The organism is Paracoccus marinaquae, assembly GCF_018860165.1.
Lineage (GTDB): Bacteria > Pseudomonadota > Alphaproteobacteria > Rhodobacterales > Rhodobacteraceae > Paracoccus > Paracoccus marinaquae.
Genome location: NZ_JAHKNG010000039.1, coordinates 1 through 12,943, shown reverse-complemented (window position 1 = coordinate 12,943; position 12,943 = coordinate 1). Strand labels below are relative to the sequence as shown.

Annotated in this window: 16 protein-coding genes; 13 read left to right on the top strand and 3 right to left on the bottom strand. The window is 59.1% G+C overall.

The features are described 5' to 3' along the window. Positions 1–164: 164 nt before the first annotated feature. Positions 165–578 carry a MerR family transcriptional regulator gene (locus KNW02_RS16630; protein WP_153218054.1) on the bottom strand — a complete coding sequence of 138 codons (414 nt, stop codon included), beginning with the start codon at positions 576–578 and terminating at the stop codon, positions 165–167. A gap of 88 nt (positions 579–666) precedes the next feature. Here KNW02_RS16630 and KNW02_RS16625 point away from each other — a divergent pair, with 88 nt between their 5' ends. Genes KNW02_RS16625 through KNW02_RS16590 form a run of 8 tightly spaced genes read left to right on the top strand, consistent with a single transcriptional unit; the run spans position 667 to position 5,369 of the window. After that, complete coding sequence (locus KNW02_RS16625; RefSeq protein WP_425427228.1) at positions 667–1,062, top strand: mercuric transporter MerT family protein; 396 nt, start codon at positions 667–669, stop codon at positions 1,060–1,062. A gap of 9 nt (positions 1,063–1,071) precedes the next feature. Beyond that, positions 1,072–1,380 (top strand): heavy-metal-associated domain-containing protein, encoded by a 309-nt coding sequence (locus KNW02_RS16620; protein ID WP_007803569.1) that lies wholly within the window; start codon positions 1,072–1,074, stop codon positions 1,378–1,380. Positions 1,381–1,410: 30 nt separating this feature from the next. Continuing rightward, positions 1,411–1,662, top strand: coding sequence for a hypothetical protein (locus KNW02_RS16615; protein WP_072629817.1), 252 nt, complete (start codon positions 1,411–1,413; stop codon positions 1,660–1,662). Further along, positions 1,659–2,045, top strand: a complete 387-nt coding sequence (merF, locus tag KNW02_RS16610; RefSeq protein ID WP_007803570.1) for a mercury resistance system transport protein MerF — start codon at positions 1,659–1,661, stop codon at positions 2,043–2,045. Before KNW02_RS16615 ends, merF begins: the two co-directional genes overlap by 4 nt. Beyond that, positions 2,042–2,179 (top strand): hypothetical protein, encoded by a 138-nt coding sequence (locus KNW02_RS16605; RefSeq protein WP_007803572.1) that lies wholly within the window; start codon positions 2,042–2,044, stop codon positions 2,177–2,179. The genes merF and KNW02_RS16605 overlap by 4 nt, the downstream gene beginning before the upstream one ends. A 1-nt stretch (position 2,180) precedes the next feature. Then, a complete protein-coding gene (gene merA / locus KNW02_RS16600; RefSeq protein ID WP_040545982.1) occupies positions 2,181–3,611 on the top strand; it encodes a mercury(II) reductase in 1,431 nt (476 codons plus the stop codon). 22 nt (positions 3,612–3,633) lie between these two features. Continuing rightward, a complete protein-coding gene (locus KNW02_RS16595) occupies positions 3,634–4,986 on the top strand; it encodes a dihydrolipoyl dehydrogenase family protein (protein ID WP_007803574.1) in 1,353 nt (450 codons plus the stop codon). Between the two features lie 56 nt (positions 4,987–5,042). After that, on the top strand, positions 5,043–5,369 hold the full coding sequence (locus tag KNW02_RS16590; RefSeq protein ID WP_040546036.1) for a YnfA family protein: 327 nt from the start codon (positions 5,043–5,045) through the stop codon (positions 5,367–5,369). 410 nt (positions 5,370–5,779) lie between these two features. Here KNW02_RS16590 and KNW02_RS16585 read toward each other — a convergent pair whose 3' ends face one another. Further along, a complete protein-coding gene (locus tag KNW02_RS16585) occupies positions 5,780–6,694 on the bottom strand; it encodes an AraC family transcriptional regulator (protein ID WP_216034359.1) in 915 nt (304 codons plus the stop codon). A gap of 593 nt (positions 6,695–7,287) precedes the next feature. Here KNW02_RS16585 and KNW02_RS16580 point away from each other — a divergent pair. Both KNW02_RS16580 and KNW02_RS16575 read left to right on the top strand, forming a co-directional pair. After that, positions 7,288–9,660 carry an arylsulfatase gene (locus KNW02_RS16580; protein ID WP_252734012.1) on the top strand — a complete coding sequence of 791 codons (2,373 nt, stop codon included), beginning with the start codon at positions 7,288–7,290 and terminating at the stop codon, positions 9,658–9,660. 470 nt (positions 9,661–10,130) lie between these two features. Further along, positions 10,131–10,490 carry a hypothetical protein gene (locus KNW02_RS16575; RefSeq protein ID WP_216034358.1) on the top strand — a complete coding sequence of 120 codons (360 nt, stop codon included), beginning with the start codon at positions 10,131–10,133 and terminating at the stop codon, positions 10,488–10,490. Between the two features lie 249 nt (positions 10,491–10,739). On the opposite strand, the gene KNW02_RS16570 is transcribed toward KNW02_RS16575, so the two are convergent. Continuing rightward, the gene (locus KNW02_RS16570; protein WP_216034357.1) at positions 10,740–11,915 is read right to left on the bottom strand and encodes a LysR substrate-binding domain-containing protein; all 1,176 of its coding nucleotides are present in this window, start codon (positions 11,913–11,915) and stop codon (positions 10,740–10,742) included. Positions 11,916–11,929: 14 nt separating this feature from the next. Here KNW02_RS16570 and KNW02_RS16565 point away from each other — a divergent pair, with 14 nt between their 5' ends. From KNW02_RS16565 to KNW02_RS16555, 3 genes are all read left to right on the top strand, one after another. Next, the gene (locus KNW02_RS16565) at positions 11,930–12,319 is read left to right on the top strand and encodes a transposase (RefSeq protein ID WP_216034356.1); all 390 of its coding nucleotides are present in this window, start codon (positions 11,930–11,932) and stop codon (positions 12,317–12,319) included. Next, a complete protein-coding gene (gene tnpB, locus KNW02_RS16560) occupies positions 12,316–12,669 on the top strand; it encodes an IS66 family insertion sequence element accessory protein TnpB (protein WP_216034355.1) in 354 nt (117 codons plus the stop codon). The genes KNW02_RS16565 and tnpB overlap by 4 nt, the downstream gene beginning before the upstream one ends. Before the next feature lie 53 nt (positions 12,670–12,722). Continuing rightward, on the top strand, positions 12,723–12,943 hold a 221-nt coding region (locus tag KNW02_RS16555; protein ID WP_284438405.1), incomplete at its 3' end, for an IS66 family transposase.

Below are 12,943 nucleotides of genomic sequence, written 5' to 3'. Positions count from 1 at the left end.
GTCGCTTTGCTGGCTATTGGGCCGAATTGCACCCAGAAGTTTCTGGCGAAGAGGGCGGAGAGCGGACGGTCGCTGCGCAAAGGATGGAGGTCAGCAATGCGGACTTTTCGGGCTTTCGCTGCGCCGTTCACGAAGGTCCGTTGCCCCCTCTTCTTCAGGGTGGACTAAGCATCGAGTAACGCATCGATCACCGCGCATTCTGGGGCAGCATCGCCGGTGCATCGCGCAACAGTGTCCGACAGGACGCGCTCGATGCGCTGCAGATCGGCAATCTTGGCCTGAACGTCAGTCAGATGATCTTCGGCGATGATCTGCACCTCGGCGCATGTCCGGGATCGGTCATCGACCAGCCCAAGCAGCCCGCGAACCTCTTCGAGAGAAAAGCCTAGATCGCGGGACCGCATGACGAATTTCAGCCGCTTGACGTGGGCATCGTCGTAGCTTCGGTAGCCCTTCGTACTGCGCGGCGGGTCCGGCATGATCCCGATTTTCTCGTAATAGCGAATGGTTTCCAGGTTGCAGCCCGTTGCGCGGGCCAAATCGCCCCGCCGAATTGATCTCACGCTTGTGTTACTCATTGTGCCGAAAAATCCCTTGAGCCTGTATCAACTACAGACCCTAGAACGGTGGAAACATCTGTTCAAGGAAGATTCGATGGAACAACATTTGGCGGAACTTCCGCAATCTCAGTCGCAGAAAATTGGCGACGAAACCACCAAGGGATGGGGCGTGACCGGCCTCGGCGTCCTCGGTGCGCTGGCGATGACTTCTTGCTGCATCCTTCCATTGGTGCTGGTCAGCTTTGGCGTGACAGGCGTGTTCATCGCGCAGCTCGGGGCGCTCTATGCCTACAAATGGTACACCTTCGCGCTGAGCGCCGCGTTTTTGGGATACGGCTTCTACAAGGCTTACAAGCCTGTAGATGCCGAGGCCTGTGCCGATGGCACCTGCGCCCGCCCCATCGACCGCCGCATCATGCGCGCAACCCTCTGGGCCGCTTCCGCGATTGTCGCTGTCGCCATGATCTTTCCCTACATCACCCCCTTCATCCTGAAATTCTGAACGAGGACCATGACCATGAAGCATCTCCTGTTATCCGCCCTGGCCATCGTCGCACTCTCGACCCCGGCCCTCGCTGAAGAGCGCCAGGTCGAGATCGCCGTCAGCGAACTGACATGCCCGTCCTGTTCGTTCATTGTTGCCAGCTCGATGCGCGGTGTTCCGTCGGTCGAGATCGCCGCATTCGAGGACGGCCCCGAATACGGGCAGGGTGTTTACAGCGTGACCTACGATGACGCCGAAACTTCCATCGAAAGCATCATCGGCGCGGTGACGGCCAATGGCTATCCGGCGCAGGTGCTGCCCGACACAGCCTCCTGAGCCGCCTGCAATGCGTGACAATCTCCTGCAATGCGTGACAATCTGATGGGTGGCCTGCTGGCCTTCGGAATAGCAGCTCCGGTCGTGGTCGTCTGCTGCGGCGGCGGAACTGCCGTGCTTGCAGCGTTGTTCGGCGGCGTTGGGGCTTGGCTCTCTGGAATGAGTGGCATTGCCGTGCTGGTTTTGGCGGGTCTGACCTACCTGATCGTCCGCGCACTGCGTCGTTCGCAAATGAAACGCGCCTCCGGCCCCGACCCATCACAGAGAAAGACGGCTCCTTGACTGACACACCTGAAAATTCCGACCGTCTGCTGAAATGGGGGCTTGGCGGTGCGCTCTTCGCCGCGCTCTGCTGCTTTACACCGCTTCTGGTCGTCATCGTCGCTGGCGTCGGATTGTCGGCCCTCACGGGCTGGCTCGATTACGCCCTGTTCCCGCTGCTGTTTTTCAGCCTCGCCGTGGTGGCACAGGCCCTTTGGCTGCGCGCTGGCAAACCGGGACCGGCCCCGAAACTTTGGGCCACCGGCCTCGCGGTGGCCCTGTCGATCCTGATCATTCTTCTCGAATTCAGGTTCGCAATACGGATCACAATCGGCGTTTTCGCCGCCACAGCACTCTACGCGGTTCTCCTGAACCGTGCGCAAAAGAAAGGATCGCTCTTATGATGATGGGATGTTGCACCGCCACCGGCATGGTCTTCGGCCTCCTCGGCATGTTGACACCGCTGATCGCCATCGGCGCGGTCATATATCTGCTCGCCGCCAGACCAAAAGACCCCGAACATGGCGAGGCGCGCTGAGATGAAAGACCTGAACAAAACCGACGATGAACAGGGCGGCTATGACCTGATCGTTCTTGGGGCCGGATCGGCGGGGTTCTCCGCCGCAATTACCGGCGCGGATGCCGGAAAGCGTGTCGCCCTCGTAGGACATGGCACCATCGGCGGAACTTGCGTCAACGTGGGATGCGTGCCCTCCAAGGCGATGATCCGTGCGGCAGAGGCCGTGCACTGTGCGGGGGCTGCCAAGCGGTTCCCCGGCCTGTCGGGACGGGCACAAGTGGATGATTGGCAGACGCTCGTTCAGTCCAAGGACGATCTGGTCACGACCCTGCGCCAGAAGAAATACGCGGACCTTCTGCCGGAATATGAGGATGTCGATTACATCGACGCCGGTCCCGCGCGGCTGATCGAAGGTGGCGTGACAGTCGGTGAGCGAACCCTGAAAGCACCGAGGACCATCATCGCCACGGGCGGGCGTCCCGTTCTGCCGACCATCGACGGCATCGAGGAAATCGGCGCGCTCAACAGCACCAGTCTTCTGGAACTCGAAGTACTGCCGAAAAGCCTGATCTTCATCGGCGCGGGCTACATCGGCGCGGAGTTGGCCCAGATGATGAGCCGCATGGGCGTGAAGGTCACGCTTGTCGCCCGTTCGCATCTGTTGCCCGGCGCGGAACCAGAGGTCTCGGAGGCATTGGCGGCGGCGTTCGAGGCCGAAGGCATCACTCTTCTGACCGGGTTAAGCTACGACACTGTGCGCCGCGACGACGCGGGCGTGACACTGCGCGTGATCCAGAACGGAAAGCCTGTCGAAGTGACGGCGGATCACCTCGTTTCGACCGCTGGCAGGCGGGCCAATACCAAAGATATGGGCCTGGACGCAATCGGCGTGGAAACCGACGCGCGTGGGTCCATCGTCGTCGGCGAGGACATGCAGACATCGGTGCGCGGCATCTATGCCGCAGGCGATGTGACCGACCGCGACCAGTTCGTCTATATGGCGGCCTATGGTGCAAAGCTCGCGGCCAAAAATGCGGTTCTCGGCGAAGACCATCGCTACGACAACGCCGCGATGCCCTGGGTGGTGTTTTCCGACCCGCAGGTCGCGGGCGTCGGTCTCGGTGAAGCCCAGGCGCGGGACGCGGGCCTCGACGTCAAGACGTCCATCGTACCGCTCGATCAGGTGCCGCGCGCACTGGCCGCACGCGACACGCGCGGATTGATCAAGCTGGTGGCGGACAGAAAGTCCGACCGGCTGCTTGGCGGCCAGATCATCGCGCCCGAGGGGTCCGATACGATCCAGACCCTCGTTATGGCGCTGAAGTTTGGCATGACCACAAAGGCGCTCGGGGAGACGATCTTCCCCTATCTGACGACCGTGGAAGGGCTGAAGCTGGCGGCGCAAACCTTCGATATGGACGTGGCAAAGTTGAGCTGCTGCGCCGGATGAAGATCAGGACAAGGACCGGAGAATGAATGAAGACTACGACCTGATCGTCATCGGGGCGGGCATGGCGGGCGTGGCCGCGGCCAACAAATGTGGCGCGGCAGGATGGCGTGTCGCCATTGTCGATGCGCTGCCCTACGGCGGCACCTGCGCATTGCGCGGCTGCGATCCAAAGAAAATCCTGCGGCGCGGTGCGGAAATCATGGACGCGGCACGGCTCATGCAGGGCAAGGGGATCGATCCCGGTGATCTGTCGATCAACTGGGCCGATCTGATGGCACACAAGCGTGGCTTCACCGATCCCGTGCCGGACAAGATGGAAAAGGGCCTGTCGGGCAACGGCGTCGAAACCCTGCATGGAGCCGCGCGGTTCACGGGAAGCAACACGCTGGAGGTCGATGGAACGGCATATCAGTCGGAACGGTTCCTCGTGGCCGCCGGTGCCATGCCCAGGCCGCTGAGCTTCACAGGGGCCGATCTCGTGATCGACAGCACGGATTTCCTCAACCTGGAGGCCCTTCCCAATCGGGTTCTTTTTATCGGTGGCGGCTTCGTGTCCTTCGAGTTTGCGCATATCGCCGCACGGGCCGGAGCCAACCCGATCATCGTGGATCGTGGCGCCCGGCCCTTACGCGGCTTCGATCCCGATCTGGTCGAAATGCTGATCGACCGCAGCGGCGGTATCGGCGTGGACCTGATGCGCGAAACCGAAATCGTGTCGGTCTCGGAAGCCAGTAGAGCATTCACTGTCGAGGTGAAGTCGGGCGATGAAACCCGAACAATCGAAACCGATCTGGTCGTGCATGGCGCGGGCCGTGTGGCAGCCCTGGCCGATCTGAATCTTGAGGCGGCTGGTGTTGATTACAGCGACAAGGGCATCGTTGTAGCCCCGCATCTGCAAAGCACGACGAACAGCGCGGTCTTTGCCGCCGGAGATTGCGCCGACACCGATGGCATGCCGCTGACGCCAGTCGCAGTGATCGAAGGGAAGGTCGCGGCCTCCAACATGCTCAAAGACACTCAGACCGCACCGGATTATGCCGGTATTCCTACAGCCGTCTTCACAGTCCCGGAAGTGGCGCGTGTCGGTATGTTGGAAAGTGAGGCAAGGGACGCCGGGTATGATGTCGATGTTCGGTTCACCGACACTGGCGATTGGTATTCGAACTACCGGATCGGCGAGACCTCTGCTGCCGCGAAGGTCCTCGTGGACAAGTCGAACGGCAAGATCCTCGGCGCGCACCTGTTCGGCCCGGAATACGGCGAACTGATCAATTTCTTCGGGCTGGCAATCAAGCTGGGCCTGGCGGCCAAGCAACTTAAGTCGATGACGGCGGCCTATCCAAGTGTTGGATCGGATTTGGGCTCGCTTCTCTGAATTTGAAAGATTTTTCGCAATAGACCCGATCCTCCTCGGAACGTATGTCTGGCCCGATGAAGACGGTTCTTATCTACTTCGCCGCTGCGCTGGCCGAAATTGCCGGATGCTTTGCTTTCTGGGCCTGGTTCCGGCTGGACAAGAGCGTGTTTTGGTTGGCACCGGGCATGCTGTCCCTTGCCGCTTTCGCCTGGCTACTGGCGCTCAGCCCCGCCGATCAGGCGGGCCGCGCCTATGCAGTCTACGGTGGCGTTTACATCGTATCGTCCCTGCTGTGGCTATGGGGCGTAGAAGGGCATCGCCCGGATCAATGGGATGTAGTTGGAGCGGTCATTTGCCTTGTCGGTGCGGGTATTATTCTCTGGGCACCGCGCAGTATTTGAGAGGCAGCCGCAGACGGGGTGAAGCGCTGAATCGTTCGATTAGATCGCCTTTTGGTTCACGCGTTCCGACAACTCGGCGCTGCTTTCCCTCCGCATCGCGGCTGCGATCAAGCAGGTTTTCTACCGCCCTCGAAAGCAGCGATACATCCTTTACGCAGCATCGGTCAAAGTGGGCTCGGAGCGGCCATGCGGCGGTGCAGCAGGTCAATTGACGCCCCTCGCATAGAACCGTGACGCGCACAGCCCAGTCCAGCCGTTCGATGCGACCGCCGGTGCGACACCGCAGCATCACCGAATCGACCATTCATCCCCGCCGCAGCATTTTCAACGACCCGTGGATGTGAGAGCGGACATGTCTGCCTTGCGCTGCAAGAGCCCAGATTTCCCGCGACTGCGTTCGAACGAACCACCTAGGCAAGTGCAGACTTTGCACGAAACTCCGTCGGCGACAGAGCGGTCTCTCTCCGATAGGCGCGGGCAAAATGGGCAGACGAAGAGTATCCAAGCAGTGTCCCGATTTCTTCGACACGAAGTCTTTCGTCTCGGAGCAACTCGGTCGCTCGATGGATCCGGATCGAGTTGACCAGGTCGCGATAACTCAGCCCGGCGGCGTTCAGTTCGCGTTGCAAGCTGCGGACACTGATGTCGAGCGCATGGGCTGTGCGATGGATTGAGATAGACCCGGTGAGAACCTGGCAACGAACATGATGTTTCACTGCGCCGATAAGGCTTGCGCGCGACTCGGGGGCGAGACGGGCTATCGCGACATCCTCGATGGTCGCAATGTTGATCTGCGGACTAATGCGGGTCGCGGCCCCTAAAAAGGCTGCGTCGAACAGCAAGGCGAGTGATGGCCGGTCGAACAGGACCGGGCACTGGAACGCATCTTCATAGGCGTGCGCGTCGACGGGCTTTGGCACGTCGAGTTCGATCGCGCTCGGAAGCCAGCTGTTTCCCAGGTAGTGTCGGCACAGGCTGAGCATCACGCCAATCGTGCCTGCCGCATCATGCCGGTAGCCGGGAAATCCGCGGGCTGCGCTCAGATACTCGAAGCGCGCGGTCCCATCATTCGTCGTCAGCGCCACGCGGTCGCCGAAGCTGTGATAGCCGATGCTTCGCGCTGCCCGGTCAAGCGCCCTTCCCAAGGCTTGCGCGCCAAGCACATAATCGCTCCAAACCCCGTAGCAATTGAAAGCGAGGCTTGGGGCCAAAGAGAGACCAATATTGGGAATGCCCCCCTTTCTCGCGACCACGTCAATGAAAGCGCACATCGTGAGATGTGGAATGAAGCAATCATGGTCCTCGATCTTCTCGATATCGAGCATTGCAGCATGATTGGCCTCTCTCAGGATCCGATCGCCGCAATTGTTCCGAACCCATTCGGGCACGCCAGCCAGCGCCGAGACGCACAACAAGGTTGGCGAACTTGGTCGTGTTATGCGCAGCTTACACGGATCTGGCGCAAAATGGGTGTTCGTTCGCGGCATCCTGTGAGCTAACCTTGCATCATGCGGGAATATTCCCCGCGTCCCGTCGCGCGAAACAAGTTCTCGGCGTCACTTCTGCTGAGCCTATCGGGGTTATGGCGAACGGAAAAGTCCAGGAGGTGAATTTGAGGTTGGTCAACGACAAGGCAATATTGGCAGCGGGTTGCCTGACCGCAATCGCGACTCCGGCGGTGCCGAAAAACTCTGATCGGGCCAATCTTCTGACCGTTCATGGCTGGTCCGGAATCCTCGATCAGCACGCCCAATAAGATCGCTCGATCCAGAACAGGGCATCCACCCATAAACTGTCAGGCGAACGCTCTTTCCGGCGCAATGATAGGGGGCAACTGCATTACTGGGCGCGGCGCAAACATTCCGCAAACAACAACACCGGACTCGATCATACGAAAAATCAAGATGGAGAACGACAAATGATCAGGATTAGAGGGATCAGGCCCTGGCTTGGCATGTGGGCTGCCACGTTGCTGACAGCAGGCACTGCGATTGCGCAGGAAACGCTGCCTTTCCCGCCCAAGCCATCAGGAAGCACCGCGGGCCCGACCATTGCCGAGTCGACCTACAGCCCGTTGCCACCGCAATCGCATCTGACTGATGACGCACCCAATATCGTCATCATCATGCTCGACGATGTTGGCCCCGCGCTACCCCACACCTTCGGTGGCCCGATCACGACGCCCACGCTGGATGCGTTGGCACAGGAGGGCATTGCCTACAGCCGCTTCCATAACGCGGCCATGTGCTCTCCCACGCGGGCATCGCTTCTGACCGGGCGCAACCACCATCGCGTCGGCAATGGCCAAATCGCCGAGCTTGCAAATGATTGGGATGGATACACCGGGCGAATTCCGCGTACGGCTGCCCCCGTCGCCAAGGTGCTGAGCGATTACGGCTACGCCACGGCAGCCTTCGGCAAATGGCACAACACGCCCGCGAACGAAACGACGGCTGTCGGCCCATATACCAACTGGCCAGTCGGTGAGGCCATCGGCTTCGACTATTTTTACGGATTTCTCGCCGGAGAATCCTCGCAATGGGAACCGGCAGTTGTAGAAAACACGAACCGCCTGGATCCGTCACATGGCAAGGAAGGCTATCATTTTACCGAAGACATGGCCGACAAAGCCGTGTCATGGATGAAACAGGTTCACGCGCTGACGCCAGAGCGCCCTTTCATGGTTTACTGGGCGCCCGGCGCATCCCACGGGCCGCATCATATCTTCAAGGAATGGGCAGACAAGTACGCGGGTCGGTTCGACGAGGGCTGGGACGAACTTCGCGAAGAGATATTCGCCAAACAGAAAGAGATCGGCTGGATCCCGGAGAACACGGATCTGACGGAACGACCGGACAGCCTTGCTGCGTGGGATGACATTCCAGAGGACGAGCGCGAATTCCAGCTGCGCCTGATGGAAGTGTTCGCAGGCTATACCGAACACGCAGATACGCAGGCGGGTCGGTTGCTGGAAGCTCTGGACGAAATGGGCGTACGCGACAATACGCTGATTTTCTATGTCTGGGGAGATAACGGCTCCAGTGCCGAGGGGCAGAACGGAAGTATCAGCGAACTGCTCGCACAAAACGGGATCAGCACCGAAATCAAGGATCACATCAAGGCGATGAACGATCTTGGCGGTCTGGATGTGCTTGGCTCGCCAAAAGCGGACAACATGTACCACGCCGGTTGGGCCTGGGCGGGATCAACACCGTATCGTTCAACCAAGCTGGTCGCAGCCCATTTCGGGGGGACAAGGACGCCACTTGTCGTTTCCTGGCCCAAGAAAATCGTCCCTGACGACACGCCGCGCTCTCAGTTTCATCATGTCAACGACATCGTTCCCACGATCTACGACGTGCTGGATATCACGCCGCCGGAAACGGTGGATGGCATCAGCCAAGATCCCCTCGATGGCGTCAGCATGGCCTATACATTCGACACGCCGGATGCCGAAGGGCAGAAAACGAGCCAATACTTCGAGGTCATGGGCAGCCGTAGCTACTATGAGGATGAATGGATCGCCTCGGTCTTCGGTCCTCGCACGCCGTGGACACCCGGTGTGGACCCGGCCATCTTCAAATGGTCGCCGGATGACGACACTTGGGAACTTCACGATCTGACCGCAGATCATTCGCAGGCACACAACCTTGCGAATGACCATGCAGACAAGGTCGAGGCACTGAAAGAAGCATTCCGTGCCACGGCTAAGGAGAACAAGGTCTTCCCCGTTGGCGGCGGGCTGTGGTCGGTGGTTTTCCATCCCGAGGACGCACCATCCAACCCGGCAACCGAGTTCACTTATACGCAAGAGGTCATCGGTGTTCCCGAGTTCACGGCACCCAAGGTCGGGGCGCGCAGTAATATCGTGACAATACAGGCTGAACTGGCAGAGGATTCCGAGGGCGTGCTCTATGCACTTGGCGCGTTTTCCGGCGGTCTCGCACTATGGGTCGATCAGGGCAAGCTGACTTATGAGTACAACTTGTTCGAAATCGAGCGCACCCAGATCACCACGACTGACGCGCTGCCAACCGGGAAGATCAGCATAGAAGTGGAAACTACGAAGACCAGCGATAAACATGCCGGCCCGCTTGACGTCGTGATCCGTGTCAATGGGACAGAGATGGCAAAGGGGACGGTTCCGCGCTCAGCGCCGCTGACCTTTACAGCGAACGACGCCTTCGATGTCGGTCGGGATAGCTATTCCCCTGTGTCCGAAGTTTATTTCGAACGTAAACCGTTCGAGTTCAACGGCACGATCGACCAGCTGAAGGTTTCCTATAAATAGTTTGGTAGTGTGGTCCGGACGGCAATTCCGGTTGCCGTCCGGATCCAAGCGTCAGAAATTACCCTGCGCAGGTCCAGCGCGTCTTGGAAAATGCGGACCCGAAGTCTTCCTATATTCCCGAATATCACGGTTTTTCTGCCAACCTGGCGCGTCTGGAAACACGGCAAGATTCGTGATTGCGATGTTCCCAAGCTTACAAACTTGCTGCGACCGCGAAATTCCGCAATCACTCGTTCACTGATATGGGCTCTGTGCAGACCTGCGGCAGCACGGCGGGTCGAACACTAAGGTGAGCGGGTGCGCCCGGCTAAGCCGGCCCGAAGCGGTCATTTGAAAGCGCTGAATGTGCCGCGTTGCAGCGCGTCATACCAGCCGTTCGTCTGCCATGACGCTGATTGAGGTAGTCGGCAAGTGAAGCACCACGTATGGTTTGACCCAATCAACGGCCTTTCCAGTGTAGGAGCATTTCCATGATCAAAATGAGAGATTTGAATTCCGGCTTTGACTATCGATCTTCGTGGACTGGATATGCAAAGGGCCGAGGCCTCGACATTAGAAACGCCCCGGTGCTGCACAGCGCGCGCATTGATGCCAACCAAGTTTATGAAGATCCTTTCAAAGGACCTCGGCACAGTTTCTCAAAAAAGTACGAGCAGTTCATAGAGGCACTGAAAACGAGCGATTACGCCATTGTCCGACATGGCGGAAAAGATGAGAATCAAGCACTATTCGGGTCGGGCAAACTGATTGCCGTTTATGAGATTTTTTCCCACACAATTGACGAAAGCGGTGGTGTTAAGATCCAGCTCGGAAAACGGGTCGCATTTTAGATCGGACTTTCGGGTTGTTAGTTCCAATTGCCGCTACACTTACCGGCAGACCTTCTGCCGAAGTAACGAGCGGCCCTTTGCTGCCTTCCATCCACCACACCGATGCCGAGCCGCCGCTTCACCAGACCAGTCATTAGTCCATGGCGCAGCATTTTCGGACGATGAAGGTCGGCAGAGCGGGACAAAGCGGACACACAGGCCGGAGGTTCCAATGTCCGGTCTCATTTCAGCGCTGCTGTCAAGCCCGTGTCACGAAACAGCTTGCAGGGGTGCCCTTCCCAGTCTTTCTAGAAGAAAGTCGGCCGCCAGAGACACGTGTGCCTCGTAGATGTTCGATTGATGAACGGATATCACAACCTCGGGCAGCTTGGGCAAACCTGCCAGTCCGTCAAAGATCTTGAGACCAGGTGGAATGACAGAGGCCTCCATCACAGAAACTGATGCTCCGTCAAGAACGGCTTTCTCGATCAATCCGATGCTGCGCGTGGAATATGCAACGCGCCATCGACGGTCGATGCGCTTCAATGCGTCCAAGGCAATTTCCCTGCACACACAACCAGAAGGAAACACAACGAGCGAAAGCGGTTGATCGTGGTCGTCGATAAAATCGGGCGAGGCAACCCAATGAAGCGGTTCATGCCTTGCGACCTGTCCAGCGACCGACTCTGGGCGGTGCGTCGCGACCACGACATCCAGTTGTCCGTGTGTCAACATAGGCAGCAGATCGCTGGCATTGTCGCAAGTCACCTCGAACTGCAATCGGGGATGCGCTTTGGTCAGGGCGGACAGAATCGGAGGCAGCAGGAAAGTCGCGTAGTCATCAGGCGCACCGATCCGGATCAAACCTTCCGCCTCCGGGCGTTGCAGATGTGAAAGCGCAGCATCGTTTGCGGACAGAATGCGGTTTGCATAGACCAGCAACGCTTCACCGGTCTGTGTGATCGTCACGGACTGACGGCTCCGCTCAAAGAGGCGTTTCTCCACGATGGATTCAAGCCGTTTGATCTGAAGGCTGACCGCTGACTGCGTACGCCCTATAGCCTGTGCGGCACGCGTGAAGTTTCGATGCGCCGCGACGGCGACGAAGGATCGCAGCAAGTCGATTTCGAGATCGCGCTTCATGAAGTAAGATTTCCATATCTCATCATGATTAGCAATATTATTCGTTTCAGGAATGATCGGCCCAAGCCTAGTGTCGCTGAAGGAGGCCCGCTCAATGCTTGGCTTGATTGCGCAAACTATCTTCGTGGCGACACGCATATCGCCGCCGGACAATCCGGCTTCAGGTAGTGACTGGCGCTCATCATCAGGCCCGAGAGGCCATGACACAAAGAAGAGAACGGACAAGGAAAATGGTAAGCGATCTCTGCCCCCCACCTTCCCGGCTTTGCCTTGATCAACTCTTTGGAGAGCAGTGATGATCATGACGGAGTTTGTCCATGGAGTCTGCATTGGAGGTTCTCCCGGTTGGTGGCCGAGGGCGCCGGAACCGGAAGTGGCCGGATGAGGTGAAGGCGCGGATCGTGGCGGAAACGCTGGTTCCGGGTATGACAGTGAACGAGGTGGCGCAACGGCACGATGTTTCGGCGCACCATGTGTCGTCGTGGCGGACGCTGGCGCGGAAAGGGCGCCTGGTGCTGCCCGCGCCGGAAGATCCGGTGGAATTTGCAGCGCTGATGGTTGGTCCAACTGGAGATATGCCCGCCGGTCCGGTCGCTGCGGTCGATCGGCCAGAGATCATCGCGGGCGCGGTAGTGATCCGCTTGGAAAGCGGTGCCTCGGCTGAACGGATCGCATCGGTCGCGCGCGCCCTGACGGCCGACGCATGATCTTCCCGTCGAACCGGGTGCGGATTATGGTCGCCACGCAGCCCGTCGATTTTCGCAAAGGCCATGACGGATTGGCTGCGCTGGTGTCATCTTTGCTGCGCAAGGACCCGTTCACGGGCACAGTATTTGTGTTCCGTTCGCGCCGGGCAGACAGGCTGAAACTGCTTTACTGGGATGGCACTGGGCTGGTGATGACCTACAAGCGGCTGGAGGATGCGAGCTTCACCTGGCCGGCGATCACGGACGGGGTGATGGTGCTGAACCATGCCCAGTTCGAGGCGCTGTTTGCCGGGCTCGACTGGCGCAAGGTCAAGGCGCTGGAAGCGCGTCCTCCGACGGCGGTGGAGTAAGCAAAGTTTTGTTTTTGCGTGTTTTTGTTGGCCGCTTGTGATAGTACTTGCCCATGCTGACCAAACCCGCTCTTGACCTTTCCGCCATCCCTGCCGCGCAACGCGCGGCGGTTCAGGCCTTGCTGGCGGAGGTGGCCGCGCTCAAGGACATCACCCTGCGGCAAGAGCATCTGATTGCCGAGTTGAACCACGCCCTGCATGGCAAACGGTCGGAAAAGCTGACCGCGGACGAGCGGCAGTTGGCGTTCGAGGATCTGTCCGTCGCCCTGGTCGA

What these genes read in the sequence shown, in the direction of transcription:
- KNW02_RS16575 (WP_216034358.1), top strand. Translation starts at nt 10,131, where the DNA reads ATGATCAAAATGAGAGATTTGAATTCCGGCTTTGACTATCGATCTTCG.
- merA (WP_040545982.1), top strand. Translation starts at nt 2,181, where the DNA reads ATGAAAGACCTGAACAAAACCGACGATGAACAGGGCGGCTATGACCTG.
- KNW02_RS16605 (WP_007803572.1), top strand. Translation starts at nt 2,042, where the DNA reads ATGATGATGGGATGTTGCACCGCCACCGGCATGGTCTTCGGCCTCCTC.
- KNW02_RS16585 (WP_216034359.1), bottom strand. Translation starts at nt 6,694, where the DNA reads ATGCTCGATATCGAGAAGATCGAGGACCATGATTGCTTCATTCCACAT.
- KNW02_RS16565 (WP_216034356.1), top strand. Translation starts at nt 11,930, where the DNA reads ATGGAGTCTGCATTGGAGGTTCTCCCGGTTGGTGGCCGAGGGCGCCGG.
- KNW02_RS16630 (WP_153218054.1), bottom strand. Translation starts at nt 578, where the DNA reads ATGAGTAACACAAGCGTGAGATCAATTCGGCGGGGCGATTTGGCCCGC.
- KNW02_RS16620 (WP_007803569.1), top strand. Translation starts at nt 1,072, where the DNA reads ATGACCATGAAGCATCTCCTGTTATCCGCCCTGGCCATCGTCGCACTC.
- KNW02_RS16580 (WP_252734012.1), top strand. Translation starts at nt 7,288, where the DNA reads ATGATCAGGATTAGAGGGATCAGGCCCTGGCTTGGCATGTGGGCTGCC.
- KNW02_RS16615 (WP_072629817.1), top strand. Translation starts at nt 1,411, where the DNA reads ATGCGTGACAATCTGATGGGTGGCCTGCTGGCCTTCGGAATAGCAGCT.
- KNW02_RS16570 (WP_216034357.1), bottom strand. Translation starts at nt 11,915, where the DNA reads ATGATCATCACTGCTCTCCAAAGAGTTGATCAAGGCAAAGCCGGGAAG.
- tnpB (WP_216034355.1), top strand. Translation starts at nt 12,316, where the DNA reads ATGATCTTCCCGTCGAACCGGGTGCGGATTATGGTCGCCACGCAGCCC.
- KNW02_RS16590 (WP_040546036.1), top strand. Translation starts at nt 5,043, where the DNA reads ATGAAGACGGTTCTTATCTACTTCGCCGCTGCGCTGGCCGAAATTGCC.
- KNW02_RS16595 (WP_007803574.1), top strand. Translation starts at nt 3,634, where the DNA reads ATGAATGAAGACTACGACCTGATCGTCATCGGGGCGGGCATGGCGGGC.